Source organism: Sphingomonas flavida, assembly GCF_036663655.1.
Taxonomy (GTDB): domain Bacteria; phylum Pseudomonadota; class Alphaproteobacteria; order Sphingomonadales; family Sphingomonadaceae; genus Sphingomonas.
Map to the genome: position 1 here is coordinate 172,333 of NZ_JAXOJH010000007.1, position 21,715 is coordinate 194,047.

Annotated in this window: 16 protein-coding genes; 9 read left to right on the forward strand and 7 right to left on the reverse strand. The window is 65.8% G+C overall.

What is annotated here, in order from left to right:
- Nucleotides 1–117: 117 nt before the first annotated feature.
- The 4 genes from rpoD to U1703_RS10300 form a co-directional block, all read right to left on the reverse strand.
- Complete coding sequence (gene rpoD / locus U1703_RS10285; protein WP_320452082.1) at nucleotides 118–2,145, reverse strand: RNA polymerase sigma factor RpoD; 2,028 nt, start codon at nucleotides 2,143–2,145, stop codon at nucleotides 118–120.
- Between the two features lie 142 nt (nucleotides 2,146–2,287).
- Nucleotides 2,288–4,135 carry a DNA primase gene (dnaG, locus tag U1703_RS10290; RefSeq protein ID WP_332785611.1) on the reverse strand — a complete coding sequence of 616 codons (1,848 nt, stop codon included), beginning with the start codon at nucleotides 4,133–4,135 and terminating at the stop codon, nucleotides 2,288–2,290.
- Nucleotides 4,136–4,261: 126 nt separating this feature from the next.
- The gene (locus U1703_RS10295) at nucleotides 4,262–4,663 is read right to left on the reverse strand and encodes an endonuclease domain-containing protein (RefSeq protein WP_332785612.1); all 402 of its coding nucleotides are present in this window, start codon (nucleotides 4,661–4,663) and stop codon (nucleotides 4,262–4,264) included.
- A 177-nt stretch (nucleotides 4,664–4,840) separates the two neighbouring features.
- On the reverse strand, nucleotides 4,841–5,293 hold the full coding sequence (locus U1703_RS10300) for a GatB/YqeY domain-containing protein (RefSeq protein ID WP_306999658.1): 453 nt from the start codon (nucleotides 5,291–5,293) through the stop codon (nucleotides 4,841–4,843).
- A 139-nt stretch (nucleotides 5,294–5,432) separates the two neighbouring features.
- Here U1703_RS10300 and carA point away from each other — a divergent pair, with 139 nt between their 5' ends.
- From carA to U1703_RS10325, 5 genes are all read left to right on the forward strand, one after another.
- Complete coding sequence (gene carA / locus U1703_RS10305) at nucleotides 5,433–6,617, forward strand: glutamine-hydrolyzing carbamoyl-phosphate synthase small subunit (protein WP_332785613.1); 1,185 nt, start codon at nucleotides 5,433–5,435, stop codon at nucleotides 6,615–6,617.
- Nucleotides 6,614–6,883, forward strand: a complete 270-nt coding sequence (locus U1703_RS10310; RefSeq protein ID WP_320452086.1) for a hypothetical protein — start codon at nucleotides 6,614–6,616, stop codon at nucleotides 6,881–6,883. Before carA ends, U1703_RS10310 begins: the two co-directional genes overlap by 4 nt.
- Nucleotides 6,883–10,215, forward strand: a complete 3,333-nt coding sequence (carB, locus tag U1703_RS10315; protein WP_332785614.1) for a carbamoyl-phosphate synthase large subunit — start codon at nucleotides 6,883–6,885, stop codon at nucleotides 10,213–10,215. Before U1703_RS10310 ends, carB begins: the two co-directional genes overlap by 1 nt.
- 94 nt (nucleotides 10,216–10,309) lie before the next feature.
- Nucleotides 10,310–10,786 carry a transcription elongation factor GreA gene (gene greA / locus U1703_RS10320; RefSeq protein ID WP_320452088.1) on the forward strand — a complete coding sequence of 159 codons (477 nt, stop codon included), beginning with the start codon at nucleotides 10,310–10,312 and terminating at the stop codon, nucleotides 10,784–10,786.
- Nucleotides 10,787–10,790: 4 nt separating this feature from the next.
- The gene (locus U1703_RS10325; RefSeq protein WP_320452089.1) at nucleotides 10,791–11,429 is read left to right on the forward strand and encodes a rhomboid family intramembrane serine protease; all 639 of its coding nucleotides are present in this window, start codon (nucleotides 10,791–10,793) and stop codon (nucleotides 11,427–11,429) included.
- 244 nt (nucleotides 11,430–11,673) lie between these two features.
- Here the strand turns inward: U1703_RS10325 and U1703_RS10330 are convergent, their stop codons facing one another.
- Nucleotides 11,674–11,889 (reverse strand): DUF4170 domain-containing protein, encoded by a 216-nt coding sequence (locus U1703_RS10330; RefSeq protein WP_320452090.1) that lies wholly within the window; start codon nucleotides 11,887–11,889, stop codon nucleotides 11,674–11,676.
- 128 nt (nucleotides 11,890–12,017) lie between these two features.
- On the opposite strand from U1703_RS10330, the gene U1703_RS10335 reads away from it, so the two are divergent.
- The 3 genes from U1703_RS10335 (at nucleotide 12,018) to U1703_RS10345 (ending at nucleotide 17,763) form a co-directional block, all read left to right on the forward strand.
- The gene (locus U1703_RS10335) at nucleotides 12,018–13,262 is read left to right on the forward strand and encodes an NAD(P)/FAD-dependent oxidoreductase (RefSeq protein ID WP_332785615.1); all 1,245 of its coding nucleotides are present in this window, start codon (nucleotides 12,018–12,020) and stop codon (nucleotides 13,260–13,262) included.
- A gap of 79 nt (nucleotides 13,263–13,341) precedes the next feature.
- Complete coding sequence (locus tag U1703_RS10340; RefSeq protein WP_332785616.1) at nucleotides 13,342–15,456, forward strand: TonB-dependent receptor; 2,115 nt, start codon at nucleotides 13,342–13,344, stop codon at nucleotides 15,454–15,456.
- A gap of 66 nt (nucleotides 15,457–15,522) precedes the next feature.
- Nucleotides 15,523–17,763, forward strand: coding sequence for an alpha-galactosidase (locus U1703_RS10345; protein ID WP_332785617.1), 2,241 nt, complete (start codon nucleotides 15,523–15,525; stop codon nucleotides 17,761–17,763).
- A 253-nt stretch (nucleotides 17,764–18,016) separates the two neighbouring features.
- Here U1703_RS10345 and U1703_RS10350 read toward each other — a convergent pair whose 3' ends face one another.
- Nucleotides 18,017–18,667, reverse strand: coding sequence for an Npun_F0296 family exosortase-dependent surface protein (locus tag U1703_RS10350; protein ID WP_320452094.1), 651 nt, complete (start codon nucleotides 18,665–18,667; stop codon nucleotides 18,017–18,019).
- 143 nt (nucleotides 18,668–18,810) lie between these two features.
- Entirely contained in the window at nucleotides 18,811–19,518 is a 708-nt protein-coding gene (locus tag U1703_RS10355) for a FadR/GntR family transcriptional regulator (RefSeq protein WP_320452095.1), read from the reverse strand.
- Between the two features lie 217 nt (nucleotides 19,519–19,735).
- Between U1703_RS10355 and U1703_RS10360 the strand changes: the two genes are divergently transcribed.
- On the forward strand, nucleotides 19,736–21,712 hold the full coding sequence (locus U1703_RS10360; protein ID WP_332785618.1) for a CocE/NonD family hydrolase: 1,977 nt from the start codon (nucleotides 19,736–19,738) through the stop codon (nucleotides 21,710–21,712).
- Nucleotides 21,713–21,715: the final 3 nt, after the last annotated feature.

Here is a 21,715-nt window from a genome sequence, read left to right on the forward strand (position 1 = left end):
CGCGATTGGCTCGCGAGCGACCAGTCTATCGCGGTTCGGGCGGGGGCGACATGTCATGGCCCACAAAAAAGCCGCCGACCGGGTGGTCGACGGCTTCTTCTATCCGCTCCCGCGACCTTACTGGTCGAGGAAGCTGCGCATCTTGCGGCTGCGGCTGGGGTGCTTCAACTTGCGCAGCGCCTTGGCCTCGATCTGGCGGATACGCTCGCGGGTCACGCTGAACTGCTGCCCGACCTCTTCCAGCGTATGGTCGGTGTTCATGCCGATACCGAAGCGCATGCGCAGCACGCGCTCCTCGCGCGGGGTGAGTGAGGCCAGAACGCGGGTGACCGTTTCCTTCAGGTTGGCCTGGATCGCCGCGTCCACCGGGATGACCGCGTTCTTGTCCTCGATGAAGTCGCCCAGGTGCGAATCCTCCTCGTCGCCGATCGGCGTTTCGAGCGAGATCGGCTCCTTGGCGATCTTCATCACCTTGCGCACCTTCTCCAGCGGCATGGAGAGGCGCTCGGCCATCTCCTCCGGCGTCGGTTCGCGGCCCTGCTCGTGCAGGAACTGGCGGCTGGTGCGGACCAGCTTGTTGATCGTCTCGATCATGTGGACCGGGATACGGATGGTCCGCGCCTGATCGGCGATCGAGCGGGTGATCGCCTGGCGAATCCACCACGTCGCATAGGTGCTGAACTTGTAGCCGCGGCGATATTCGAACTTATCGACCGCCTTCATCAGGCCGATATTACCCTCCTGGATCAAATCCAGGAATTGCAGGCCGCGATTGGTGTATTTCTTGGCGATGGAGATGACGAGGCGCAGATTGGCCTCGACCATTTCCTTCTTGGCGATCCGTGCCTCGCGCTCGCCCTTCTGCACCATGTTCACGATGCGGCGGAATTCGGTCAGCGCCATGCCGGTCTGCTGCGAAATCTCGGCGATCTCGCTGCGGATGCGGTCGACGGTGGCGGCTTCGTTGGTGGCGAAGTTGCCCCACTTCTTGTCCAGCCCGCGCACCGTGTCGAGCCAGTTCTCGTCCAGCTCATGACCCAGATAGCGGTCGAGAAAGTCCTTGCGGTTGACCTTGTGACGCTCGGCCAGACGCAGCATCTGGCCACCCAGCGCGGTCAGGCGACGGTTATAGGCATAGAGCTGATCGACCAGATACTCGATCTTGGCATTGTGGAACTGGACGCTCTCGACCTCGGCGGTCAGTTCTTCGCGCAGCTTGTGGTACTTGCGTTCCTCGGCCGCCGACAGCTCACCGCCCAGCGCCATGGATTCCAGGCGCTGCTGCTGGATCTTCGAGAATTTCTTGTAGATCGCGGTGATGTTGGCGAACTTTTCAAGCGCCTGAGGCTTGAGCGTTTCCTCCATCTGGGCGAGCGAGAGGGTGTTGTCCTCTTCCTCGTCCTCGGCACGGGGGCCGCGACGCTCGCCGCCCTCGCCATCTTCCTCGTCGACCGAAGGTTCCTCGGGCTCTTCTTCTTCCTTGAACTGGGGACCGGCGTTCTTGGCGCTGATCTCGCCATTGTCGTCCTCGTCCTCCTCGCCCAGATTTTCCGGGCCGGCGTCCTTGGACAGCATGGCGTCGAGATCCAGGATCTCGCGCAACTGCATCGTGCCTTCGTTCAGCGCGGTCGACCAGTCGATGATCGCGTTGAAGGTGATCGGGCTTTCGCACAGCCCCAGGATCATCGTGTCGCGACCCGCCTCGATCCGCTTGGCGATGGCGATCTCGCCCTCGCGCGACAGCAGTTCCACCGCGCCCATCTCGCGCAGGTACATGCGGACCGGATCGTCGGTGCGATCGACGGTTTCCTTCTTCTTGGCTTCCGGTTGGGGCCCGGCATCGGCGTCGCCGTCCGTGGTCTCGGCGTCGTCGGCCTCTTCCTCGGTCTCGCCGTCCTCGCCCTGTTCCTCATTCTCGACGATATTGACGCCCATCTCGTTGAGGGCGGCCATGATATCCTCGAGCTGGTCGGAGGACATCTGGTCCTGCGGCAGCGCTTCGTTCAACTGGTCGTAGGTGATGTAGCCGCGCTTCTTGGCGCGCGCGATCAACTTCTTGATCGACGCTTCGTTCAGGTCGATCAGCGGCGCATCGCCCGTTTCCGTGGTGTCGGTCGTATCCGCCGCCATATTCGCCTTCGCCATCAAATGCCCTCAGGGTTTCGTGCCCGGCCCCTGTCACACCGCTCGCCGTGGATGCAAGCGGGTGAGGGGACCGTGCGCAATTTTCCAGTGTGGGCGTGGTCCGCCCAATATGCCCCGGATATGGGGCGGGAGAGTTGCCGTATCAAGCGGCCTCTCCGGCTTGCTTGTCCGCCAGGTCGCGCGCATTCTCCAGCCAGCGATAGAGATGGTCGAGCGACTGGGCATGGGCGGCGTGGCACCGCGTCTGCTCGGCAAAGCGATCCTCGGTCATGTCGGCCTGGAACGCCTCGACCGCGCGTTCGCGGTTCTGCCGCGTCTCGCTTTCCTCCAGCATCACCTCGATGACCTTTTCCAGGTCGCGCACCGCGATGGCGGGATCGGACAATTTGCTGAAGAAGCTGAACGCCAGGTCGCGGGTATAGTCGCGCGCGTCGATCGGATGGACGTCGGTGGTCGCCATGATCTGTTCGATCAGGCTTTCCGCCTCGGCGGCATCCTTGCGCGCCAGATGCGGGTCGTTGACCGCCGCGTCGAGCAGATGGTGCCGCCAGTCGTTGAGATAGCGGTCGCCCATGTCCAGCCGGCTGATCTCGTCCATATAGCGGCACAGGACATGCGGATAGCGCATCAGGCCGAGCAGGACGGCGCGGCGCAGGCTGTATTCGACGCCGCGCCCGACATGGCGATTGGCCTCGGCCACCGCCTGGTGCACCGCCGCTGCATTGGCGCGGCGAATGCCGAAGACGTCGAAATAGCGCGACATCAGCGCGCGCTTATATTCGTAGGCCAGATCCTTGTGCGGGATCTGCTGCGCCAGTTCCTCCAGCCGCTGCTTCAGTGCTGCGCGGCCCTCTGGCGTGTCGGTCTGGGCCTGGGCGATCTCCGACTGCCACAGCAACTCGCTGAGCGGCGTCGCGCGGGTGAGCACCGCCTCGAAACCCGCCGCACCTTTTTCCTGCACCAGATCGTCGGGATCCTGGCCCTGCGGCAGCGTGACGAAGGACAGGCTGCGTCCCGGCTGGAGCAAGGGCAGCGCGCGGTGCGCGGCGCGGATCGCGGCCTTCTGTCCCGCCGCATCGCCGTCGAAGCACAGCGTCGGCACGTCGACCATGCGCCACAGCCGTTCCAGCTGATGCTCGGTCAGCGCGGTGCCGAGCGGCGCGACCGCCTCGGCGATCCCGGCCTGGGCGAGGGCGATGACGTCCATATACCCCTCGACCACCAGCACGCGGCCGGACTTGCGCACGGCGGGGGCGGCGCGGTCGAGATTGTAGAGCGTGCGCCCCTTGTCGAAGAGCGGGGTGTCGGGTGAATTCAGGTATTTGGGTTCGCCGTCGCCGATGATCCGGCCGCCGAACGCAATCACCCGGCCGCGTGCGTCGCGGATCGGGATCATCAACCGGCCGCGGAACCGGTCATAGGGGTCCTTGCCATCGACCTTGATCAACAGCCCGCACTCGATCAGCGCCGGGTCGCCATACTCCTTCAGCGCGGCCTTCAGCTTGCCACGGCTGTCGGGCGCGAAGCCCAGGCCGAACGCGCGTGCCGTCTCCGGCGTAACGCGGCGACGGGTCAGCAATTCGCGCGCGTCACCGCCCGACAGGCCGCCCAGTTGCTCGGAAAACCAGCCCGCCGCATCGGCCATCGCATCGTGCAGGCCCTTGGCACGCTCGGCCTTCTGCGCGGCGCGGCGGTCCTGCTCGGGCATGTCGAGCCCGGCGACCTGCGCCAGTTCCTTGACCGCGTCGATAAAGGGCAGGCCGCGCTGGTCTGTCATCCAGCGAATGGCATCGCCATGCGCCGAGCAGCCGAAGCAATGGTAGAAGCCCTTGTCGTCGTTGACGTAGAAGCTGGGCGTCTTTTCGTTATGGAAAGGGCAGCAGCCCTTATATTCCCGGCCCGCCTTTTGCAGCTTCACCGTCTTGCCGATCAACGCCGACAGGCTGGTCCGAGCGCGAAGCTCGTCAAGGAATTGCGGGGTCAGGCTCATGGCGTCCTCGCGATTATAATTTGTAGCGGGATGGGGGTGTTTTGGCAAGGGGGTGGGGGTGGTTGCAGGGCTCTCGAACGTGCGTGGCCCTCCCTCCCCCAGCCCCTCCCGCCTGCGGGAGGGGAGTTACTTGGGATTGCGGTTGCCGATAGCGCTTCCCCTCCCGCAGGCGGGAGGGGATCGAGGGGAGGGCTTCTCCGCAAGCGCACATTCGATGGTTTGGACGACGCCCTCGAGATTGCCCAGAACTTCGTTGTTCCAGAAGCGGATGACGCGCCAGCCCTGGGCTTCGAGATAACGCGTGCGCGCTTCGTCATAGGCGGTGCGTTCGTCATGCTGGCCGCCATCGACTTCGACGATCAGCTTTTCCGATCGGGCGGCGAAGTCGGCGATGTAGGGGCCTACCGGCACCTGCCGGTTGAACCGGATACCCGCGATCTGGCGTCTCGATAGCGCCCGCCACAACCGGCGCTCGGCGTCAGTCGGGTTGAGGCGGAGTTCACGCGCCTTCTGCGTAGGTCTGCCCACGCGGAAAGACCGGGGGCCCTCCCCTCGGTCCCCTCCCGCCTGCGGGAGGGGATGCGCACTTTGGGGAGGGCAGTTTTCTCCCCATGCCGTTCGCGGCTCCCCTCCCGCAGGCGGGAGGGGTTGGGGGAGGGGGCCACGCTTGCGATCGAAACCCCGCATCAGCCCCGCTCCCCAATCTTACGCCAGCGAAGCCTTCACCAACCCGCTCGCCTTGCTCATATCCAGCACCGCCGCATGTCGTGCCTTCAACTCGGCCATCACCCGGCCCATGTCCTTCATCCCGCTCGCGCCGATCTCCGCCTTGATCGCCTCGATCGCGGCCTTGGTCTCGTCCTCGGTCAGCGTTTGAGGCAGGAAGCGTTCGATCACCGCGACCTCGGCCTTCTCGGCGTCGGCCAGTTCCTGGCGGCCGCCCTGTTCGTACATCGCGATCGATTCGCGGCGCTGCTTGACCATCTTCTGCAGCACTTCGATCACGACCATGTCGTCGTCGGCGGGCGCGGTTCCGGTGCGGAGTTCGATGTCGCGGTTCTTGATGGCGGCCTGGATCAGGCTGATCGCCGCGCGGCTTTCCTTGTCGCCGGCCTTCATGGCGGCCACCTGCGCGGCCTTGATGTCGTCGCGAATCATGTTTTGTCCGTCTTGTCTGAAAGGCGGGACGATAGCGCAGGGAAGCATTTCCGTGAACCGGTTGACGCGAACGCCCGATGGCCCTAGCGGACGCCACTTAGCGACATTGCAGACATTTTAGCAGGAGTGCCCGCCGATCATGGCCGACGCCAAGCCATTCGCCATGCCTGAAAAGCCTGAAGGCGCCACGGGCGTCCTCGTTCTGGCGAGCGGAGACGTGTTATGGGGACGCGGTTTCGGCGTCGAGGGTGATGCCGTCGGCGAGGTGTGCTTCCACACCGCGATGACCGGCTATCAGGAGATCATGACCGATCCGTCCTTCGCGGGGCAGATCATCACCTTCACCTTCCCGCATATCGGCAATGTCGGGGCCAACCCCGACGATATCGAGGCGGACGCGCCGCACGCGCTGGGCATGATCGTCCGCGAGGATCCGACCGCCCCGTCCAACTTCCGCGCGATGGAGAACCTGGCCGGGTGGATGGTGCGGCACAACCGCATCGGCCTGGCGGGCATCGACACCCGCGCGCTGACCCGCCGCATCCGTGCAGGCGGCGCGCCCAACGGCGTGATCGCGCATTCGGCCGCCGGTGAGTTCGACATCGCCGCGCTGCTGGAGAAGGCGCGCGCCTGGCCGGGGCTGGAGGGCATGGACCTCGCCAAGGACGTGTCGACCGAGCTGCATTATGGCTGGGGCGAGACGCGCGAGGGCGGCTTGTGGCGGCTGGGCTTCGGTTATGCCGGGGCCGAGGGTGCGGATCGCCCACACGTCGTCGCGATCGATTATGGCAGCAAGCACAACATCTTCCGCAACCTGGTCCAGGCCGGTGCGAAGGTCTCGGTGGTCCCCGCCACCGCGTCCTACGAGGATGTGATGGCACTGAACCCGGACGGCATCTTCCTGTCCAACGGCCCCGGCGATCCGGCGGCGACGGGCGAATATGCGGTGCCGGTGATCCGCCAGCTGCTCGACACCGGCAAGCCGCTGTTCGGTATCTGCCTGGGCCACCAGCTTCTGGGTCTGGCGGTGGGCGCCAAGACCAGCAAGATGCACCAGGGGCATCGCGGTGCGAACCACCCGGTCAAGCGCCTGTCCGACGGTCTGGTCGAGATCACCAGCATGAACCACGGCTTCGCGGTCGAGCGCGAGACACTGCCTGCCAATGCGCGCGAGACGCATGTGTCGCTGTTCGACGGGTCGAATGCGGGGCTTGAGCTGACCGACCGCCCGGCCTTCTCGGTCCAGTACCACCCCGAAGCCTCGCCGGGGCCGCAGGACAGCTTCTATCTGTTCGAGCGGTTCGTGGGGTCGCTTCGGAAATGAGCCTGTTGCTCGCACTTGCCTTGCAGGTCGCGGCGCAACCGACCCGGCCTCCGCGTCCGGTGAGTCAGGCTGACCTGAACGCCATGGCCGACGCTTGCCGTGCGCCGCGCAGCTGGCTGGTGCTCAGGGGCCGCGAGGTCGTATTTCGGGGAAGCCCGAATGCCGATTTCACCAAGATTGAGTGCGTGCTCAAAAAAGTCAGCGCAGTCGTGCCGATGAACAAGATCGGCTTCATCGGCAACGCACCAGCTTCGGAAGAAAAGTAATGCCAAAACGCACCGACATCTCCTCCATCCTCGTCATCGGCGCGGGGCCCATCGTCATCGGCCAGGCGTGCGAGTTCGATTATTCTGGCACGCAGGCGATCAAGGCCCTGAAGGAAGAGGGCTATCGCATCGTCCTGGTCAATTCCAACCCGGCGACGATCATGACCGATCCCGAGCTGGCCGACGCGACCTATGTCGAGCCGATTACGCCCGCGGTCGTCGCTAAGATCATTGAGAAGGAGCGCCCCGACGCGGTCCTGCCGACCATGGGCGGCCAGACCGCGCTGAACACCGCGCTGGCGCTGTTCGAGGACGGCACGCTGGAGAAGTTCGGCGTCCAGATGATCGGCGCCGATGCCGAGGCGATCGACAAGGCCGAGGACCGTCAGAAGTTCAAGGTCGCGATGGAGAAGATCGGGCTGGAATCCGCCCGCTCGGCCATCGCGCATACCGAAGCCGAAGCGCTGGAGGGCTTGGAGAAGGTTGGCCTGCCCGCCATCATCCGTCCCAGCTTCACGCTGGGCGGCACCGGCGGCGGCGTTGCGTATAACCGCGAGGAATTCATCGCGATCGTCCGCGCCGGGCTCGACGCCTCGCCGACGACCGAGGTGCTGATCGAGGAATCGCTGCTCGGTTGGAAGGAATATGAGATGGAGGTCGTGCGGGATCGCAACGACAATTCCATCATCATCTGCTCGATCGAGAATATCGATCCGATGGGCGTCCACACCGGCGACTCGATCACCGTCGCGCCCGCGCTGACCCTGACCGACAAGGAATATCAGATCATGCGCAACGCCAGCCTGGCGGTGCTGCGTGAGATCGGCGTGGAGACGGGCGGCTCGAACGTGCAGTTCGCGGTCAATCCGAAGGACGGCCGCCTGATCGTCATCGAGATGAACCCGCGCGTGTCGCGTTCGTCGGCACTGGCGTCGAAGGCCACCGGCTTCCCGATCGCCAAGGTCGCGGCCAAGCTGGCGGTCGGCTATACGCTGGACGAGATCGACAACGACATCACCGGCGCGACCCCGGCCTCGTTCGAGCCGACGATCGACTATGTCGTCACCAAGATCCCGCGCTTCGCGTTCGAGAAGTTCAAGGGCTCCGAGCCCTATCTGTCGACCGCGATGAAGTCGGTCGGCGAGGTGATGGCGATCGGCCGCAACATCCATGAATCGATGCAGAAGGCGCTGCGTGGCCTGGAGACGGGCCTGAGCGGCTTCAACGATGTCGAGCATCTGGTCGGTGCCCCGCGCGCCGAGATCGAGGCGGCGCTGGCCAAGGCGACCCCGGACCGGCTGCTGGTCGCCGCCCAGGCGCTGCGCGAAGGCTTTACCGTCGCCGAGGTCCATGCGATCGCCAAGTATGATCCCTGGTTCCTGGAGCGGATCGCCGAGATCGTCGCGGCCGAAGCGGAAGTCATGGCAAACGGCCTGCCGCAGGACGCGGCGGGTATGCGCCACCTGAAGTCGATGGGTTTCTCCGACAAGCGGCTGGCCTATCTGGCGCTGCAATCGGCGAACCTGCGCGGCATGGATCGCGGCATCGCGCGTGGTTCGGGCCTGATCCACGAAGTCGTCAAGATGATGACCGGCGGCGTGACCGAGCAGGAGGTGCGCGAGCATCGCCAGAAGCTGGGCGTGCGTCCGGTCTTCAAGCGGATCGACACCTGCGCGGCCGAGTTCGACGCCAAGACGCCGTACATGTACTCGACCTACGAAGCCCCGACCTTCGGCGAGCCCGAGGACGAGGCGGTGCCGAGCGACCGCAAGAAGATCGTCATTCTCGGCGGTGGTCCGAACCGGATCGGGCAGGGCATCGAGTTCGACTATTGCTGCTGCCACGCCTGCTTCGCGCTGGCAGATGCGGGCTATGAGACGATCATGGTCAACTGCAACCCGGAAACGGTCAGCACCGACTATGACACCTCGGACCGGCTGTATTTCGAGCCGCTGACCGCCGAGGACGTGCTCGCGATCCTGGACGTCGAGAAGTCGAAGGGCGAGCTGGTCGGCGTGATCGTGCAGTTCGGCGGCCAGACCCCGCTGAACCTCGCCCGCGCGCTGGAAGCGGCCGGTATCCCGATCCTGGGCACCAGCCCCGACGCCATCGACCTGGCCGAGGACCGCGAGCAGTTCGCCGCGCTGGTCGACAAGCTGAAGCTGCGCCAGCCGAAGAACGGCATCGCGCGGAGCCGTGAGGAAGCGCTGATCGTCGCCGAGCGGGTCGGCTATCCGGTGCTGATGCGCCCCAGCTTCGTGCTGGGCGGCCGCGCCATGGAGATCGTCGACGGGCCGCAGCAGCTGGAGGATTATATCCAGACGGCGGTGCAGGTGTCGGGCGACGCGCCGGTGCTGATCGACCAGTATCTGCGCGACGCGATCGAGGTGGACGTGGACGCGATCTGCGACGGCGACCAGGTCGTCGTGGCGGGCGTGCTCCAGCATATCGAGGAAGCTGGCGTCCATTCGGGCGACTCGGCCTGCTCGCTGCCGCCCTACAGCCTGTCGGCGGAGATCATCGCCGAGATCGAGCGCCAGACCGAGGCGCTGGCGCGCGGCCTGAACGTGCGCGGCCTGATGAACATCCAGTTCGCGGTGAAGGACGGCCAGGTCTATCTGATCGAGGTCAATCCGCGCGCCAGCCGGACCGTGCCCTTCGTCGCCAAGGCGATCGGCACGCCCATCGCCAAGATCGCCGCGCGCGTCATGGCGGGCGAGAAGCTGGCCGACCTGCCGCAGATCAACCGCCACATCGATTATTATGCGGTCAAGGAAGCGGTCTTCCCGTTCGCGCGCTTCCCCGGCGTCGATCCGGTGTTGTCGCCCGAAATGAAGTCGACCGGCGAGGTCATGGGCATCGACCCCGACTTCACGACGGCGTTCGCCAAGTCGCAGCTGGGGGCGGGCACCGTCCTGCCGACCGAAGGCGCGGTCTTCATCAGCGTGAAGGACGGCGACAAGGAACAGATCGTTCCCGCTGCGCGGATGCTGGCGGAGGCGGGCTTCGCCATCGTCGCGACGGGCGGCACCGCCGATTATCTCGACCGGGCCGGTGTCACGGTCGAGAAGATCAACAAGGTGGCGCAGGGGCGGCCGCATATCGTCGACCGGATCAAGGACGGCGGCATCACCCTGATCTTCAACACGACCGAGGGATGGCAGAGCCTGAAGGACTCCAAGCCGATCCGTCAGGCGGCGCTGGGACAGAAGATTCCGTACTTCACCACGGCGCCCGCCAGCGTCGAAGCGGCCAAGGCGATTGCGGCCGCGGGCACCCGTGGTCTTGAAGTACGCCCCTTGCAATCCTACTATTCCCGTTCGCACAACTGATCCCGACATGAGAACATGATGTGCTGGCGGGCCGCTCTCCCCTTGGGGAGGGCGGTCCGTACCGGGAATGCGTATGGAATTGGGGACTAGGATTATGGCGACCGTCGAAAAGATGCCGATGCTCCAGGAGGGCTATGACAAGCTCACCCAGGATCTGCGGCGTCTGAAAGAAGAGCGGCCGCTGATCGTCGACGCGATCGAGGAAGCGCGTGCACACGGCGACCTGTCCGAAAACGCCGAATATCATGCGGCCAAGGAACGGCAGGGCCAGGTCGAGGCGACGATCGCCGACATCGAGGACAAGCTGAGCCGTGCGCAGATCATCGACCCGAAGGACCTGTCGGGCGACAAGATCGTGTTCGGTGCGACCGTCACGCTGCTCGACGAGGACGACAAGCCGATCAAGTATCAGATCGTCGGCCAGACCGAGGCGGACGCCAAGACCGGCCGGATCAGCTACAATTCGCCGCTCGGCCGTGCGCTGATCGGGCGCAAGCTCGACGAAGAGGTCGAAGTGACGGTGCCGTCGGGCGACCGCTACTACGTCGTCAACAAGATCGAATTCATCTGATCCGATGAATTGGGCAGCGGCACGGGCGACTACGGCCATTGCGGTCGTCACGGCGGCCGTGTCGCTGATCCTCATAGTGACCGGCATGGTGCCGGATGCGGCGGTCGCGGGCGGTTTCATCCCCCTGCGCTTCGAGGGCGCGGCGTTGCCCCCCGATTTCGGCTTTGCGGTGCCGACCGTGCTGACCCCGCTGAGCGCGACCCTGATCCATGGCGGGTTCGCGCATATCGCCTTCAACCTCGTGATGCTGGTCTATTGCGGCGCGCAGACCGAACGCGCGCTGGGCTCGCGCGGGATTGTGGTGCTGTATGTCGTCGGGGCTTATGCCGCGGCGATGGCGCAATATTTCCCCGAACCGGGCTCACCCATGCCGATGATCGGCGCGAGCGGCGCGATCTCGGCGATCGTCGGGGCCTATGCGCTGCTGTTCGGGCGGCGGCGTGCGACCAGGGGTATTGCCGGGCTGTCCGCCGAGTTCACCCATGTCCTGTGGCTGGCGGCGGGATGGATCGGCATCCAGCTGTTGCTCGGCTATGCCGGCATGGGGATGGGCGCGATCGCGGTCGCCGCGCATATCGGCGGCTTCATCGCCGGGCTGGCCTTTGCCAAGCCGTTGCTGTTGTGGCGCTATCGTCACGCCTGAGGTGAGGCGCATCCCCACCCTCGGTTCAGCCTGAGCGTAGTCGAAGGCCACGTCCGGACCTAGCCCTACGCGGGGCCTCACGCGGGAGATAAGCCCGGCCCAAGTCGTCTACCCGTGCACTTCGACTTCACTCAGTGTGAACGGCGGGTAGGTGATTTGGCGAATGAGTGGAGAGGCAGGGTGGCCCTACCACTCCGCCAAAGCGAAGTCGAAGGCCGTGCCCCCAACTTCGCCTAGCCACACATCAGCCCAGCGTCGGCTCAAGCAGGCGGTGCAGGTGCACCACGACGAACTTCATTTCGGCATCGTCGACGGTGCGCTGTGCGGCGGCACGCCACGCCTTTTCGGCGCTGGCATAGTCCGGGAATACGCCGACCACTTCCAGCTCGGCGGGGTTGACGAAGTCGAGGGTCTGCGGATCGCTGACGCGGCCGCCGAACACGAGGTGCAGCTTGCTCATGGTGTCTCCTGAGGATTTGCTCCGTTCCCTAGCGGCAAGCGTCGTGCGATTGAAGACGCTGTTTCGCCTCGGCCACGCTTTGTCATGGTGATTGGCAGGTGTCGCCATTCCATCCTAGGGAGGGCGGCATGACCCATGAGCATGTTTCGTCTTACGACATCGTCATCGTCGGCACCGGTCATGCGGGCGCGCAGGCCGCGATCGCGCTGCGGCAGGAGGGGTTCGGCGGAACCATCGCCCTGATCGGCGAGGAAGCGTTCGCGCCCTATGAGCGGCCGCCGCTGTCCAAGGAGTATCTGGCGGGCGACAAGCCGTTCGAGCGGTTGCTGATCCGCCCCGAACGCTTCTGGGCCGAGCGCGACGTCGCGCTGCGGCTGGGGGAACGGATCGTCGCTGTCGATGCCGAGGCGCGATGCGTCACGAGCGATGCGGGCGCGGTGATCGCCTATGATCGGCTGATCTGGGCCGCCGGGGGCCATGCGCGGCGGCTGTCATGCGACGGGCATGACCTGGTGGGCGTCCATTCGGTCCGCACCCGCGCCGATGTCGACCGGCTGATCGCCGAGCTGCCTTCGGTCCGCGAGGTGGTGGTGATCGGCGGCGGCTATATCGGGCTGGAGGCCGCCGCCGTGCTGACCAAGTTCGGCAAGGCGGTGACCATCGTCGAGGCGCAGGACCGGGTGCTTGCACGGGTGGCGGGCGAGGCGCTGTCGCGTTTCTACGAGGATGAGCACCGCGCGCACGGCGTCACCGTCCGGCTGAACGACAGTGTGACCTGTATCGAGGGGCAGGGGCGCGTGACCGGGGTGCGGCTGGCCGATGGGACGGTCATCCCGGCGCAGATGGCGATCGTCGGTATCGGCATCATACCCGCCGTCGCGCCACTGATCGCCGCCGGGGCCGCCGGTGACAATGGCGTGCTGGTCGATGCGCAGGGGCGTACCAGCCTGGCGCATGCTTTTGCGATCGGCGACTGCGCGGCGCACGCCAACGACTTTGCGGAAGGCGCGGTGATCCGCCTGGAATCGGTGCAGAACGCCAACGACCAGGCGACCGTCGTCGCGCGCACGATCGTCGGGCGCGACGTGGCTTATCACGCGGTGCCGTGGTTCTGGTCAAACCAGTATGACCTGAAGCTGCAGACGGTCGGTCTGTCGAGCGGCCATGACCGGGCGATCCTGCGCGGCGATCCGGCAACGCGCAGCTTCTCGATCGTCTATCTGCGGCGTGGACGTGTCGTCGCGCTCGACTGCGTCAACGCGATGCGCGACTTCGTGCAGGGCAAGGCCCTGGTGGCGGGCGCGGCGATGATCCCCGAGGAAGCGCTGGCCGATACCGCCCGGCCGCTGAAAACGCTCTGGCCTGCCGACTGACGCCAGGATTCCTGCCAGCAAACAGAGATGTTGTAACATACCGATTGTGGCGATATGCGCCCCCCCACGGGAGAAATGCATGTCCATCTTTATCATGCCGAGGGGGTTTCGGCTGACGTCTTCGGCGCTCGCCCTGTTGATGCTGGCGACACCGGCGCTTGCCCAGCAGGAGCAAGCCCGCGACACGGTGCCGGACGATCACGGCGATATCGTCGTGCTGGGAACGCGATCGGATCGGGATTCGACGCTGGGCTCGGATCTGTTGACCCGGCGCATGTCGCAGTCGAGCCGGTCGTTGGAGCGCGACCTGCTGGTCGCCAACGGCACCTATCGGCTGTCCGACGCACTGGAATTGTTCAGCGGGGTCAGCCAGCAGAATAATCGCGGCGGCTTCCTCGACAACTTCGCGATCCGCGGCTTTCTGGGCACGCCGGACGGCGGGGCGGAATATTATATCGACGGCTTCCTCGCCAATCGCGGCCTGGCCCCGCCGCGCGATCCGGCGACGACCGAGCGGATCGAGGTGCTGAAGGGCCCTGCGGGCGCCGTGTTCGGCGACATCGACCCGGCGGGCCGCGTCAATATCGTGTCGAAGACGCCGCGCTTCACCTCGGCGGTCAACGCAACGCTGCTCTACGGATCGTTCAACACGCGGCGCGGCGAGCTAGACGTGACCGGGCCGCTGTCCTCGACGCTGGCAGGACGGATCGTCGTCGCGGCGGAGGATTCGGACGGCTATCGCGACTTCACCAACCCGTCGCGCCGTGTCGTCTCCCCCTCGCTGACCTGGGCCCCGGCGGACGGCACCAGGCTGACCGCGCTGGCCGAATATACGACGTTCGATTCCGCCTTCGACCGGGGTGTGCCCGCGGTCAGGGGCGACGCCCTGGCCGTGCCCTATAACCGCTTCTACGGCGAACCGAACGACGGCGTCACGCGGGCGCGCAACACCCGGCTGCAACTGACCGGAGAGCAGGCGCTGGGCGGCGAGTGGTCGCTGAACGGCGGCGTGGTGTGGCGCTATGCGACGCTGCGCGGCTTTTCGAGCGACCAGTCGCGCCTGGTCGACAACCGCACCCTCTGGCGGCAGCGGCGTGAGCGCGGTTACGAGTCCGAGGATCTGGCGGCCCGGATCGAGCTGGCCGGGCGCTTCGACGCGGCCGGCGTCCATCATCCCAGCATCGGGGTGAAGGGCTATACGCTGCGCTATCTCGAGTTGCTGCGCCGTCGCAATCCCAGCGCCGCCAACCCCTATGCGATCGACGTGTTCGATCCGGTCTATGGCGGGCCGCAGCCGACGCTGTTGCCGTTCCTGAACCAGACCGAGACCCGCGCGGCGGGCACCGTCTACGTACAGGATATGTGGGACATCACCGACCGGCTGACCTTGACCGGCGGCGTGCGCTACGACCTGTATCGCCAGCAGCTGCGGCGCAACCTGACCGGGCTGGTCACCCGGGCCACGGGCGATCCGGTCAAGTTCCGGGTCGGCGCGCGATACCGCGTGACCGACACGGTGGCGGTCCATGCGAATTGGGGCGAGTCTTTCCTGCTCAACTCGGGCAGCGGGCGACCGACCGACAGCAATCCCGAAGGCGCGGCATTCGGACCGGAAGAAGCGCGCGGCTATGAACTGGGCGTTGCCGGGCGCTGGCCGGGGATCAACGTCGCCGCGACCTATTTCGATATCGAGAAGCAGGGGATCCTGACCACCGATCCGGTCAATGCCAGCTACAACGCGCCGGTCGGTTCGCTGAAGAGCCGGGGCGTCGAACTGGACGCCTCGATGGACATCGCCAAGCGGTGGCAGATCGTCGCCAACTATGCCTATATCGATGCGCGGGCGGACGACCGGACCTTTGCCACGCCCGACGTGCTGAACGTCGCCAAGCATTCGGGCACGCTGCTGGCGGTGGGGCGCTATCCGACCGGATGGGGAACCGAATGGTCGGTTTCGGCCGGGGCCACCTATGTCGGCGACCGTGCCGGGGCGATCGACACCAGCGGCCTCAGGCTGCCCGCCTATACGAAGGCCAAGATCGCCGGGGAGATCGGCGTGACGCCGGCACTGACCGTCCGGGCCGAGGCGGACAATCTGTTCGACGTCGATTATGCGATGAGCTCGTACAGCACCGTCTGGGTCTATCCGGGCGCGCCGCGAACAGTGCGGGTATCGGCGCGCGTCGCCTTTTGAAACAAGCCCTTGCGCTTCGCCAGCGCGGTATGTCAGACCTAATGCAAAGGTTTGCAGGAGAGTTTGATGCGCTGGCGGAACGCGATTCTGGCGGGGGCGGCGGTCGTCGCGCTGGCCACCCCGGCCCTAGCAAAGGTGACGGCGCCCGCGGGGGCGAAGGTCTTTCGCCTGGATGGCGGCGGCGTCACCTATGCCATGGGGGTGGACGAGAAGGGCTATCTCCAGCCGCTCTACTGGGGGGCGGCGCTGGCGGACGGTGATCCGCTGATCTCCGGCGATCCGGTCAAGACGGGCGATCCCGTCGTGCTGAAGGCCCCGGGCGAGTTGTCCGGCTTCGACCCCGCCGGGTCGGTCACGCTTCAGGAATATCCGGGGCAGGGTGAGGGGCTGGTCAGCGAGCCGGGCGTCAAGGCGCTGTTCGCCGACGGCAATCGCGACCTCGTGCTGAAATATCGCAGCCACCGCGCCAGTGGCGAGACGCTGACCGTCGAGCTTGCCGATATCCGCCGTCCGCTGTTCGTCACGCTGACCTACACGATCGATCCCGCCACCGGAATCGTTGCCCGTTCGGCCAGGGTACGCAATGGCGACGCAAGGCCGGTGCGCGTCGACCAGCTGGCGGCGGCGGTCCTCTCGCTGCCGGTGGGCGATGACTATCGGCTCCATTATCTGACCGGCCGCCACGCCGCCGAGTGGACGCAGAAGACGGTGCCGGTCGAAGCGGCCGAGACCGTGCTGGAAAGCCGTCGCGGATCGACCGGGCATGGCAACAACCCGTGGTTCGCGATCGGCCGCGAAGGGCTGACCAGCGAGGAGCATGGCCCCGTCTGGTATGGGGCGCTCGCCTGGTCGGGATCGTTCCGGATCAGCGTGGCGTCGGACAATCTGGGTCGGGTGCGGATCGCGGGCGGATACAACCCGTATGACTTTTCCTGGACACTGAAGCCCGGTGAGACGCTCGACACGCCGATCTTCTATGCGGGCTATTCGAATGGCGGCCTGGGCGGGGCATCGCGGACCTTCCATGATTTCGAGGTCGCCAACATCCTGCCGCGCGGCACCAGGGCGCGGTTGCGGCCGGTACTCTACAATAGCTGGGAAGCCACGGCCTTCGACGTGACCGAGGCGGGGCAGATGGCGCTGGCCGAGAAGGCGGCGAAGATCGGCGTCGAGAGGTTCGTGGTCGATGACGGCTGGTTCGGCGCGCGCAACAGCGACAAGGCGGGGCTGGGCGACTGGACGGTCAACCCGACCAAGTTTCCGAACGGCCTGAAACCGCTGATCGACCGGGTGAAGGGGCTGGGCATGGACTTCGGCCTGTGGGTCGAGCCAGAGATGGTCAATGTCGACAGCGACCTGTACCGCGCGCATCCCGACTGGGTGCTGAACTTCCCCGACCGGCCGCGAACCGAGGGGCGCAACCAGCTCGTCCTCAACCTGGCGCGCGCGGATGTGCGCGACCACCTGCTGACCGTGCTCGACAAGCTGGTCAGCGAGAACGACATCGCCTTCCTGAAGTGGGACTATAACCGCAACTGGACCGAGGCGGGCTGGCCGGAGCAGCCGGTCGCCGACCAGCAGCGTGTCTATGTCGAATATGTCCGCAACCTCTACTACATCCTGTCCGAACTGCGGCGGCGGCACCCCAGGCTGGAGATCGAAGCCTGTTCGGGTGGTGGCGGTCGCATCGACCTGGGGATCATCGGGCTGACCGACGAGGTCTGGCCATCGGACAATACCGACCCGGCGGACCGGCTGACCATCCAGGACGGCTTTACCCGCGCCTATCCGGTGGCGGTCATGATGGCCTGGGTCACGGACAGCCCCAATTGGGCGAACACCCGCGTCACCAGCCTCGACTATCGGTTCCTGTCGTCGATGCAGGGTGGGCTGGGCATCGGGGCGAACCTCGACAAATGGGCTGACGCCGACTTCGCCACCGCTCGCAAATGGGTGGCGGCGTACAAGACCATCCGCCAGACGGTACAGCGCGGTGCGCTCTATCGGCTGGAATCGCCGACCGGTGACAATGCGACCGCGGCCACCATGTATGTCGGGCAGGACAAGCGCCAGGCGGTGCTGTTCCAGATGCTGCATTCGTCGATGTGGCGCGACAATCCCGCCGCCATCCATGCGCAGGGGCTGGACCCGGCGCGGACCTATGCGGTGCGGATGCTCGACGGTTCAGCCAGGCCTGCCGGTGTGCCGGAGCGGGCGTCGGGCGCTTACTGGATGAATCGGGGACTGCGTGCGCCGCTGAAGGGCGATTTCGTCGGGACGGCCTTCGTGTTCGAGGCGGTGAGCTGATTGGAGGGCATGAAGCCGGGCGTGGTGGCCTGTCCGCTCCTTGCGGGATGCCGTCACGCCGGAGGAAGCGCCGCTGCCAACCAGCCGTGCGCGACCATTCGGGCTGCGGAGGTGCCGGAGCGAGCGTCGGGTGCGTGATCACCCGTCCACGCTGCTGTCATGAGCAGCCGCCGTGCTCGGCGGAGGGCATGACGCAAAAAGGGCGAGAACCCTGCGGTGCTCGCCCTTTAGTCCTGATCGGATCAGGACAGCATTACTGCGCCAGCGGCTGAGCCTTCATCTTGCGGGCGCGCAACATGGCCAGGCCCAGGATCGCGAGGCCGAACAGCGCGATCGTGCCCGGCTCCGGCACCGAGGTCGGGCGCGAGAAGGCGATGTTGTCGACTTCGAACGCGTCGGTCGGCGACGAGAAGCGAAGGCCGCCGATCTGGCGTCCGGTGTTCGCATCCACCGTGTAGGTGACGTAGCGGTTGTCGCCCGCCGAGCCATTCGGGATGGTCGAGCCGGTGATCGTCGCCAGCACGTTGCCCAGCGTGTCGAGCACGTCGAGCGAGTTGAACGTGTCGATCGAACCCCAGAGCAGGCTGACCCCGCCCCAACCGATCGAACCGGTTCCCTTCAGGAGGGCCGGCGAACCCATGGTCTTGCCGACGGCGAGATAGTTGCCGCTGCCACCGGCGGGCATCAGCGCACCCTGGTAGGACCCGGTCGAGGTCGAGTCGTTCAGGATCGAGCCGCCGTTCAGCGAAAAGCCCGCAGGGATCCCGTTCGTGAAGTCGATCAGCGTGGTGTCCGACGCATAGGTCGGGGGCGTGAGATATGAAGTCGACGTGACGCCCGCAAAGGCCGGCGTGGCGGCCAGCGTTGCGATGGCAGCCATCGCGCCGAAAATCATCTTCTTCATATCACCCTCTACGAAATGCCCTGTGCTGCATTCGACCTAGCGCCTGGCGGATGTTTCGCCAAAAGCTTTCAAGGCAGAAGTGGTGTGCCACGCGTTTCGATGTGAGACATTTGCCGGGGAACCCGCGACCGGAATCGACCGGATCATCGCGCCAGCGCGCGTTCGGTATCCTCGCGGGCCTGTTCGACCAGCACGATGGTGGCCGCACGCGCCGCTGCGGCGTCGGCATCGGCGATGGCGGCGAACAGGTGGCGGTGCTCGGGCATGGAGTCGCGTGGCAGCTTGGCGCTGCGATGCTTGTACAGTGTCGTCCAGCGGACCGCCGCGCCGATGCTGCCCGACAGGCTGATCAGCAACTCGTTGGCCGTCGCCTCCAGGATGATGTTGTGGAACAGCTGGTCGGCGGCGCGGCCCTGTTCGGTATGGAGGCCATGTTCGCCCATCGCCTCCAGTGCCGCACCCATGCGGGACAGCTGGCGCGTGTCGCGCTTGACGGCGGCGAGTTCGGCGGCGGCGGGCTCGACGATCAGGCGGAGCTGGAACAGGCTCTGGACGAAGCCCGCAGGCGGCTCGCCCTCGAACATCCAGGCGAGCAGTTCGGGGTCGAGCAGGTTCCATTCCAACCGCTCGCGCACCCGCGTGCCCGCCTTGGGCTTGCTGACCACCAGCCCCTTGGCCGACAACATGCGCAGCGCCTCGCGCACCACCGATCGGGAAAGGCCGCGCTGTTCGGCGATCTCGACCTCGCCCGGCAGGGTCGATCCGGTGGGAATACGGCCGGTCACGATGGCGACACCGATGTCCCGCGCCAAGGCGCTATGGGCGGGTCCGCGTCGCTGCAAGGTGGTCACTCGGTGGGTTCCTCCCCGGTCGCCGGGGCTGCTGCCCCATGGTGTTTGTCTGACCTATCTATGGAGGCACGCGCCGAAAGGAAAGCGGAGGGATACGATCACGACCGGCTTGTGCTCGCGATGTTACTATGTATCATGCGTAATCCGCCAGTTGCCCTGGACCCCGTGTCGCGGCACGATGGCCGCATCAACCGATCCAAGAGGGGGATCCGTTTTCATGAATGTTCGTAACCTGATGCTTGCCGCGAGCGCGCTCGCGGTCCTGCCCCCCATAGCCGGCGCGGCCACCGCGCAGCAAGCGCCCGGCACCACCGCGCCGGTCCGCGCCGTCACCGATTCCACGGTCAGCGACATTCCCGCCAAGTTCACCCCCCCGACGAACATCGCCGAGCGCGATTACGTCAAGCGCGAGGTGATGATCCCGATGCGCGACGGGGTGAAGCTGTACACGGTGATCGTAGCACCCAAGGGCGCGGTGAACGCCCCGATCGTGCTGACCCGCACCCCCTATAATGCAGCGGGCCGGGCCAAGCGGTCGGACAGCACGAAGATGATCGAGGCGCTGCCGCTGGCCGACGAGGAATTCGTGAAGGCGGGCTATATCCGCGTCTATCAGGACATTCGCGGCAAATACGGCTCGGAAGGCGACTATGTCGTGACGCGTCCGGTCATCGGCCCGTTGAACGCGACCAAGGTCGACCATGTCACCGACGCCTATGACACGATCGACTGGCTGGTGAACAAGGCGAACGTGCCGGAGTCGAACGGCCGCGTCGGCATGATCGGTTCGTCCTATGAGGGCTTCACCGTCGTCATGGCGCTGCTGAACCCGCATCCCGCGCTGAAGGTCGCCGCGCCCGAGAGCCCGATGATCGACGGCTGGATGGGCGACGACTGGTTCCATTACGGCGCGTTCCGTCTTGCCAATATCGGCTGGATCGGATCGCAGACCGGTTACAAGGGGCCGGGCACCGCACCGTCGAGCGGCGGCTATGACGATTACGAGAATTTCCGCTACGGCTCGGCGAACGACTGGGCCAGGAAGTCGGGTTACGACCAACTGCCCATGTGGCAGCGCGTCGTCCAGCATCCGGCTTATGACTTTTACTGGCAGGGCCAGGCGCTCGACAAGCTGCTGGCGGCCAACCCCTCCAACGTGCCGACCATCTGGGAACAGGGGCTGTGGGACCAGGAGGACATGTACGGTGCGATCACGTCCTGGGAAACGCTGAAGGCCAAGGGCAAGCTGGGCAATAATTTCCTGGTGATGGGCCCGTGGCGGCACAGCCAGATCAATCGGACCGGCACCAGCCTGGGCCCGTTCCAGTGGGATGGCGACACCGCCAAGCAGTTCCGCCAGGACATGGTCCTGCCGCTGTTCAACCAGTATCTGAAGGACGGTCCGGCCGCGAACCTGCCCAGCGCCGCGATCTACAACACCGGCGAAAATCACTGGGACAAGCTGACCCAGTGGCCGCTGGCGTGTCAGAGTGGCTGTGCGACGCCGCTGACGCCTTTGTACCTGGCCGAAGACAAGGGGCTGAGCTTCGACAAGCCGGGCGCAGGGCAGGACGCCTATGTCTCCGACCCCGCCAACCCGGTCCCGCACCTGTCGCGGCCGGTCAATTTCGGTGATGGCCGCTGGGGTGACTGGTTGGTCAGCGACCAGCGCCATGTCGATGGCCGCGGCGACGTCGTGACCTATACGACGCCGGTCCTGACCAAGGCGGTGCGCGTGTCGGGTGCGCCGATCGCCGATCTGTTCGCGCGCACGACCGGGACCGATGGTGACTTCGTGGTGAAGATCATCGACGTCCTGCCGCCGGAAAACGCGATCGACCCCAAGATGGGGGGCTATGAGTTGCCGATCAGCCTGGACATCTTCCGCGGCCGTTATCGCAATAGCTTTGCGAACCCCAGCGCGATCCCGGCGGGCAAGGTGCAGGAATACAAGTTCCGCCTGCCGACGGTGAACCATGTGTTCCAGCCGGGTCACCGGATCATGATCCAGGTCCAGTCCAGCCTGTTCCCGCTCTATGATCGCAACCCGCAGACCTTCGTGCCCAACATCTTCACGGCCAAGGCGAGCGATTACAAGAAGGCGACGATCACGCTGGAGCGCGGCGGCGCCAATGCCAGCCGCGTCTGGTTGCCGGTGGTGCCGGTCGACCAGTCGGCGGTGATCGCCCGCTGACGA

Coding starts and splice junctions, on each gene's coding strand:
- rpoD (WP_320452082.1), bottom strand. CDS start 2,145: ATGGCGAAGGCGAATATGGCGGCGGATACGACCGACACCACGGAAACG.
- dnaG (WP_332785611.1), bottom strand. CDS start 4,135: ATGAGCCTGACCCCGCAATTCCTTGACGAGCTTCGCGCTCGGACCAGC.
- U1703_RS10300 (WP_306999658.1), bottom strand. CDS start 5,293: ATGATTCGCGACGACATCAAGGCCGCGCAGGTGGCCGCCATGAAGGCC.
- carA (WP_332785613.1), top strand. CDS start 5,433: ATGGCCGACGCCAAGCCATTCGCCATGCCTGAAAAGCCTGAAGGCGCC.
- U1703_RS10310 (WP_320452086.1), top strand. CDS start 6,614: ATGAGCCTGTTGCTCGCACTTGCCTTGCAGGTCGCGGCGCAACCGACC.
- carB (WP_332785614.1), top strand. CDS start 6,883: ATGCCAAAACGCACCGACATCTCCTCCATCCTCGTCATCGGCGCGGGG.
- greA (WP_320452088.1), top strand. CDS start 10,310: ATGGCGACCGTCGAAAAGATGCCGATGCTCCAGGAGGGCTATGACAAG.
- U1703_RS10325 (WP_320452089.1), top strand. CDS start 10,791: ATGAATTGGGCAGCGGCACGGGCGACTACGGCCATTGCGGTCGTCACG.
- U1703_RS10330 (WP_320452090.1), bottom strand. CDS start 11,889: ATGAGCAAGCTGCACCTCGTGTTCGGCGGCCGCGTCAGCGATCCGCAG.
- U1703_RS10335 (WP_332785615.1), top strand. CDS start 12,018: ATGACCCATGAGCATGTTTCGTCTTACGACATCGTCATCGTCGGCACC.
- U1703_RS10340 (WP_332785616.1), top strand. CDS start 13,342: ATGTCCATCTTTATCATGCCGAGGGGGTTTCGGCTGACGTCTTCGGCG.
- U1703_RS10345 (WP_332785617.1), top strand. CDS start 15,523: ATGCGCTGGCGGAACGCGATTCTGGCGGGGGCGGCGGTCGTCGCGCTG.
- U1703_RS10350 (WP_320452094.1), bottom strand. CDS start 18,667: ATGAAGAAGATGATTTTCGGCGCGATGGCTGCCATCGCAACGCTGGCC.
- U1703_RS10360 (WP_332785618.1), top strand. CDS start 19,736: ATGAATGTTCGTAACCTGATGCTTGCCGCGAGCGCGCTCGCGGTCCTG.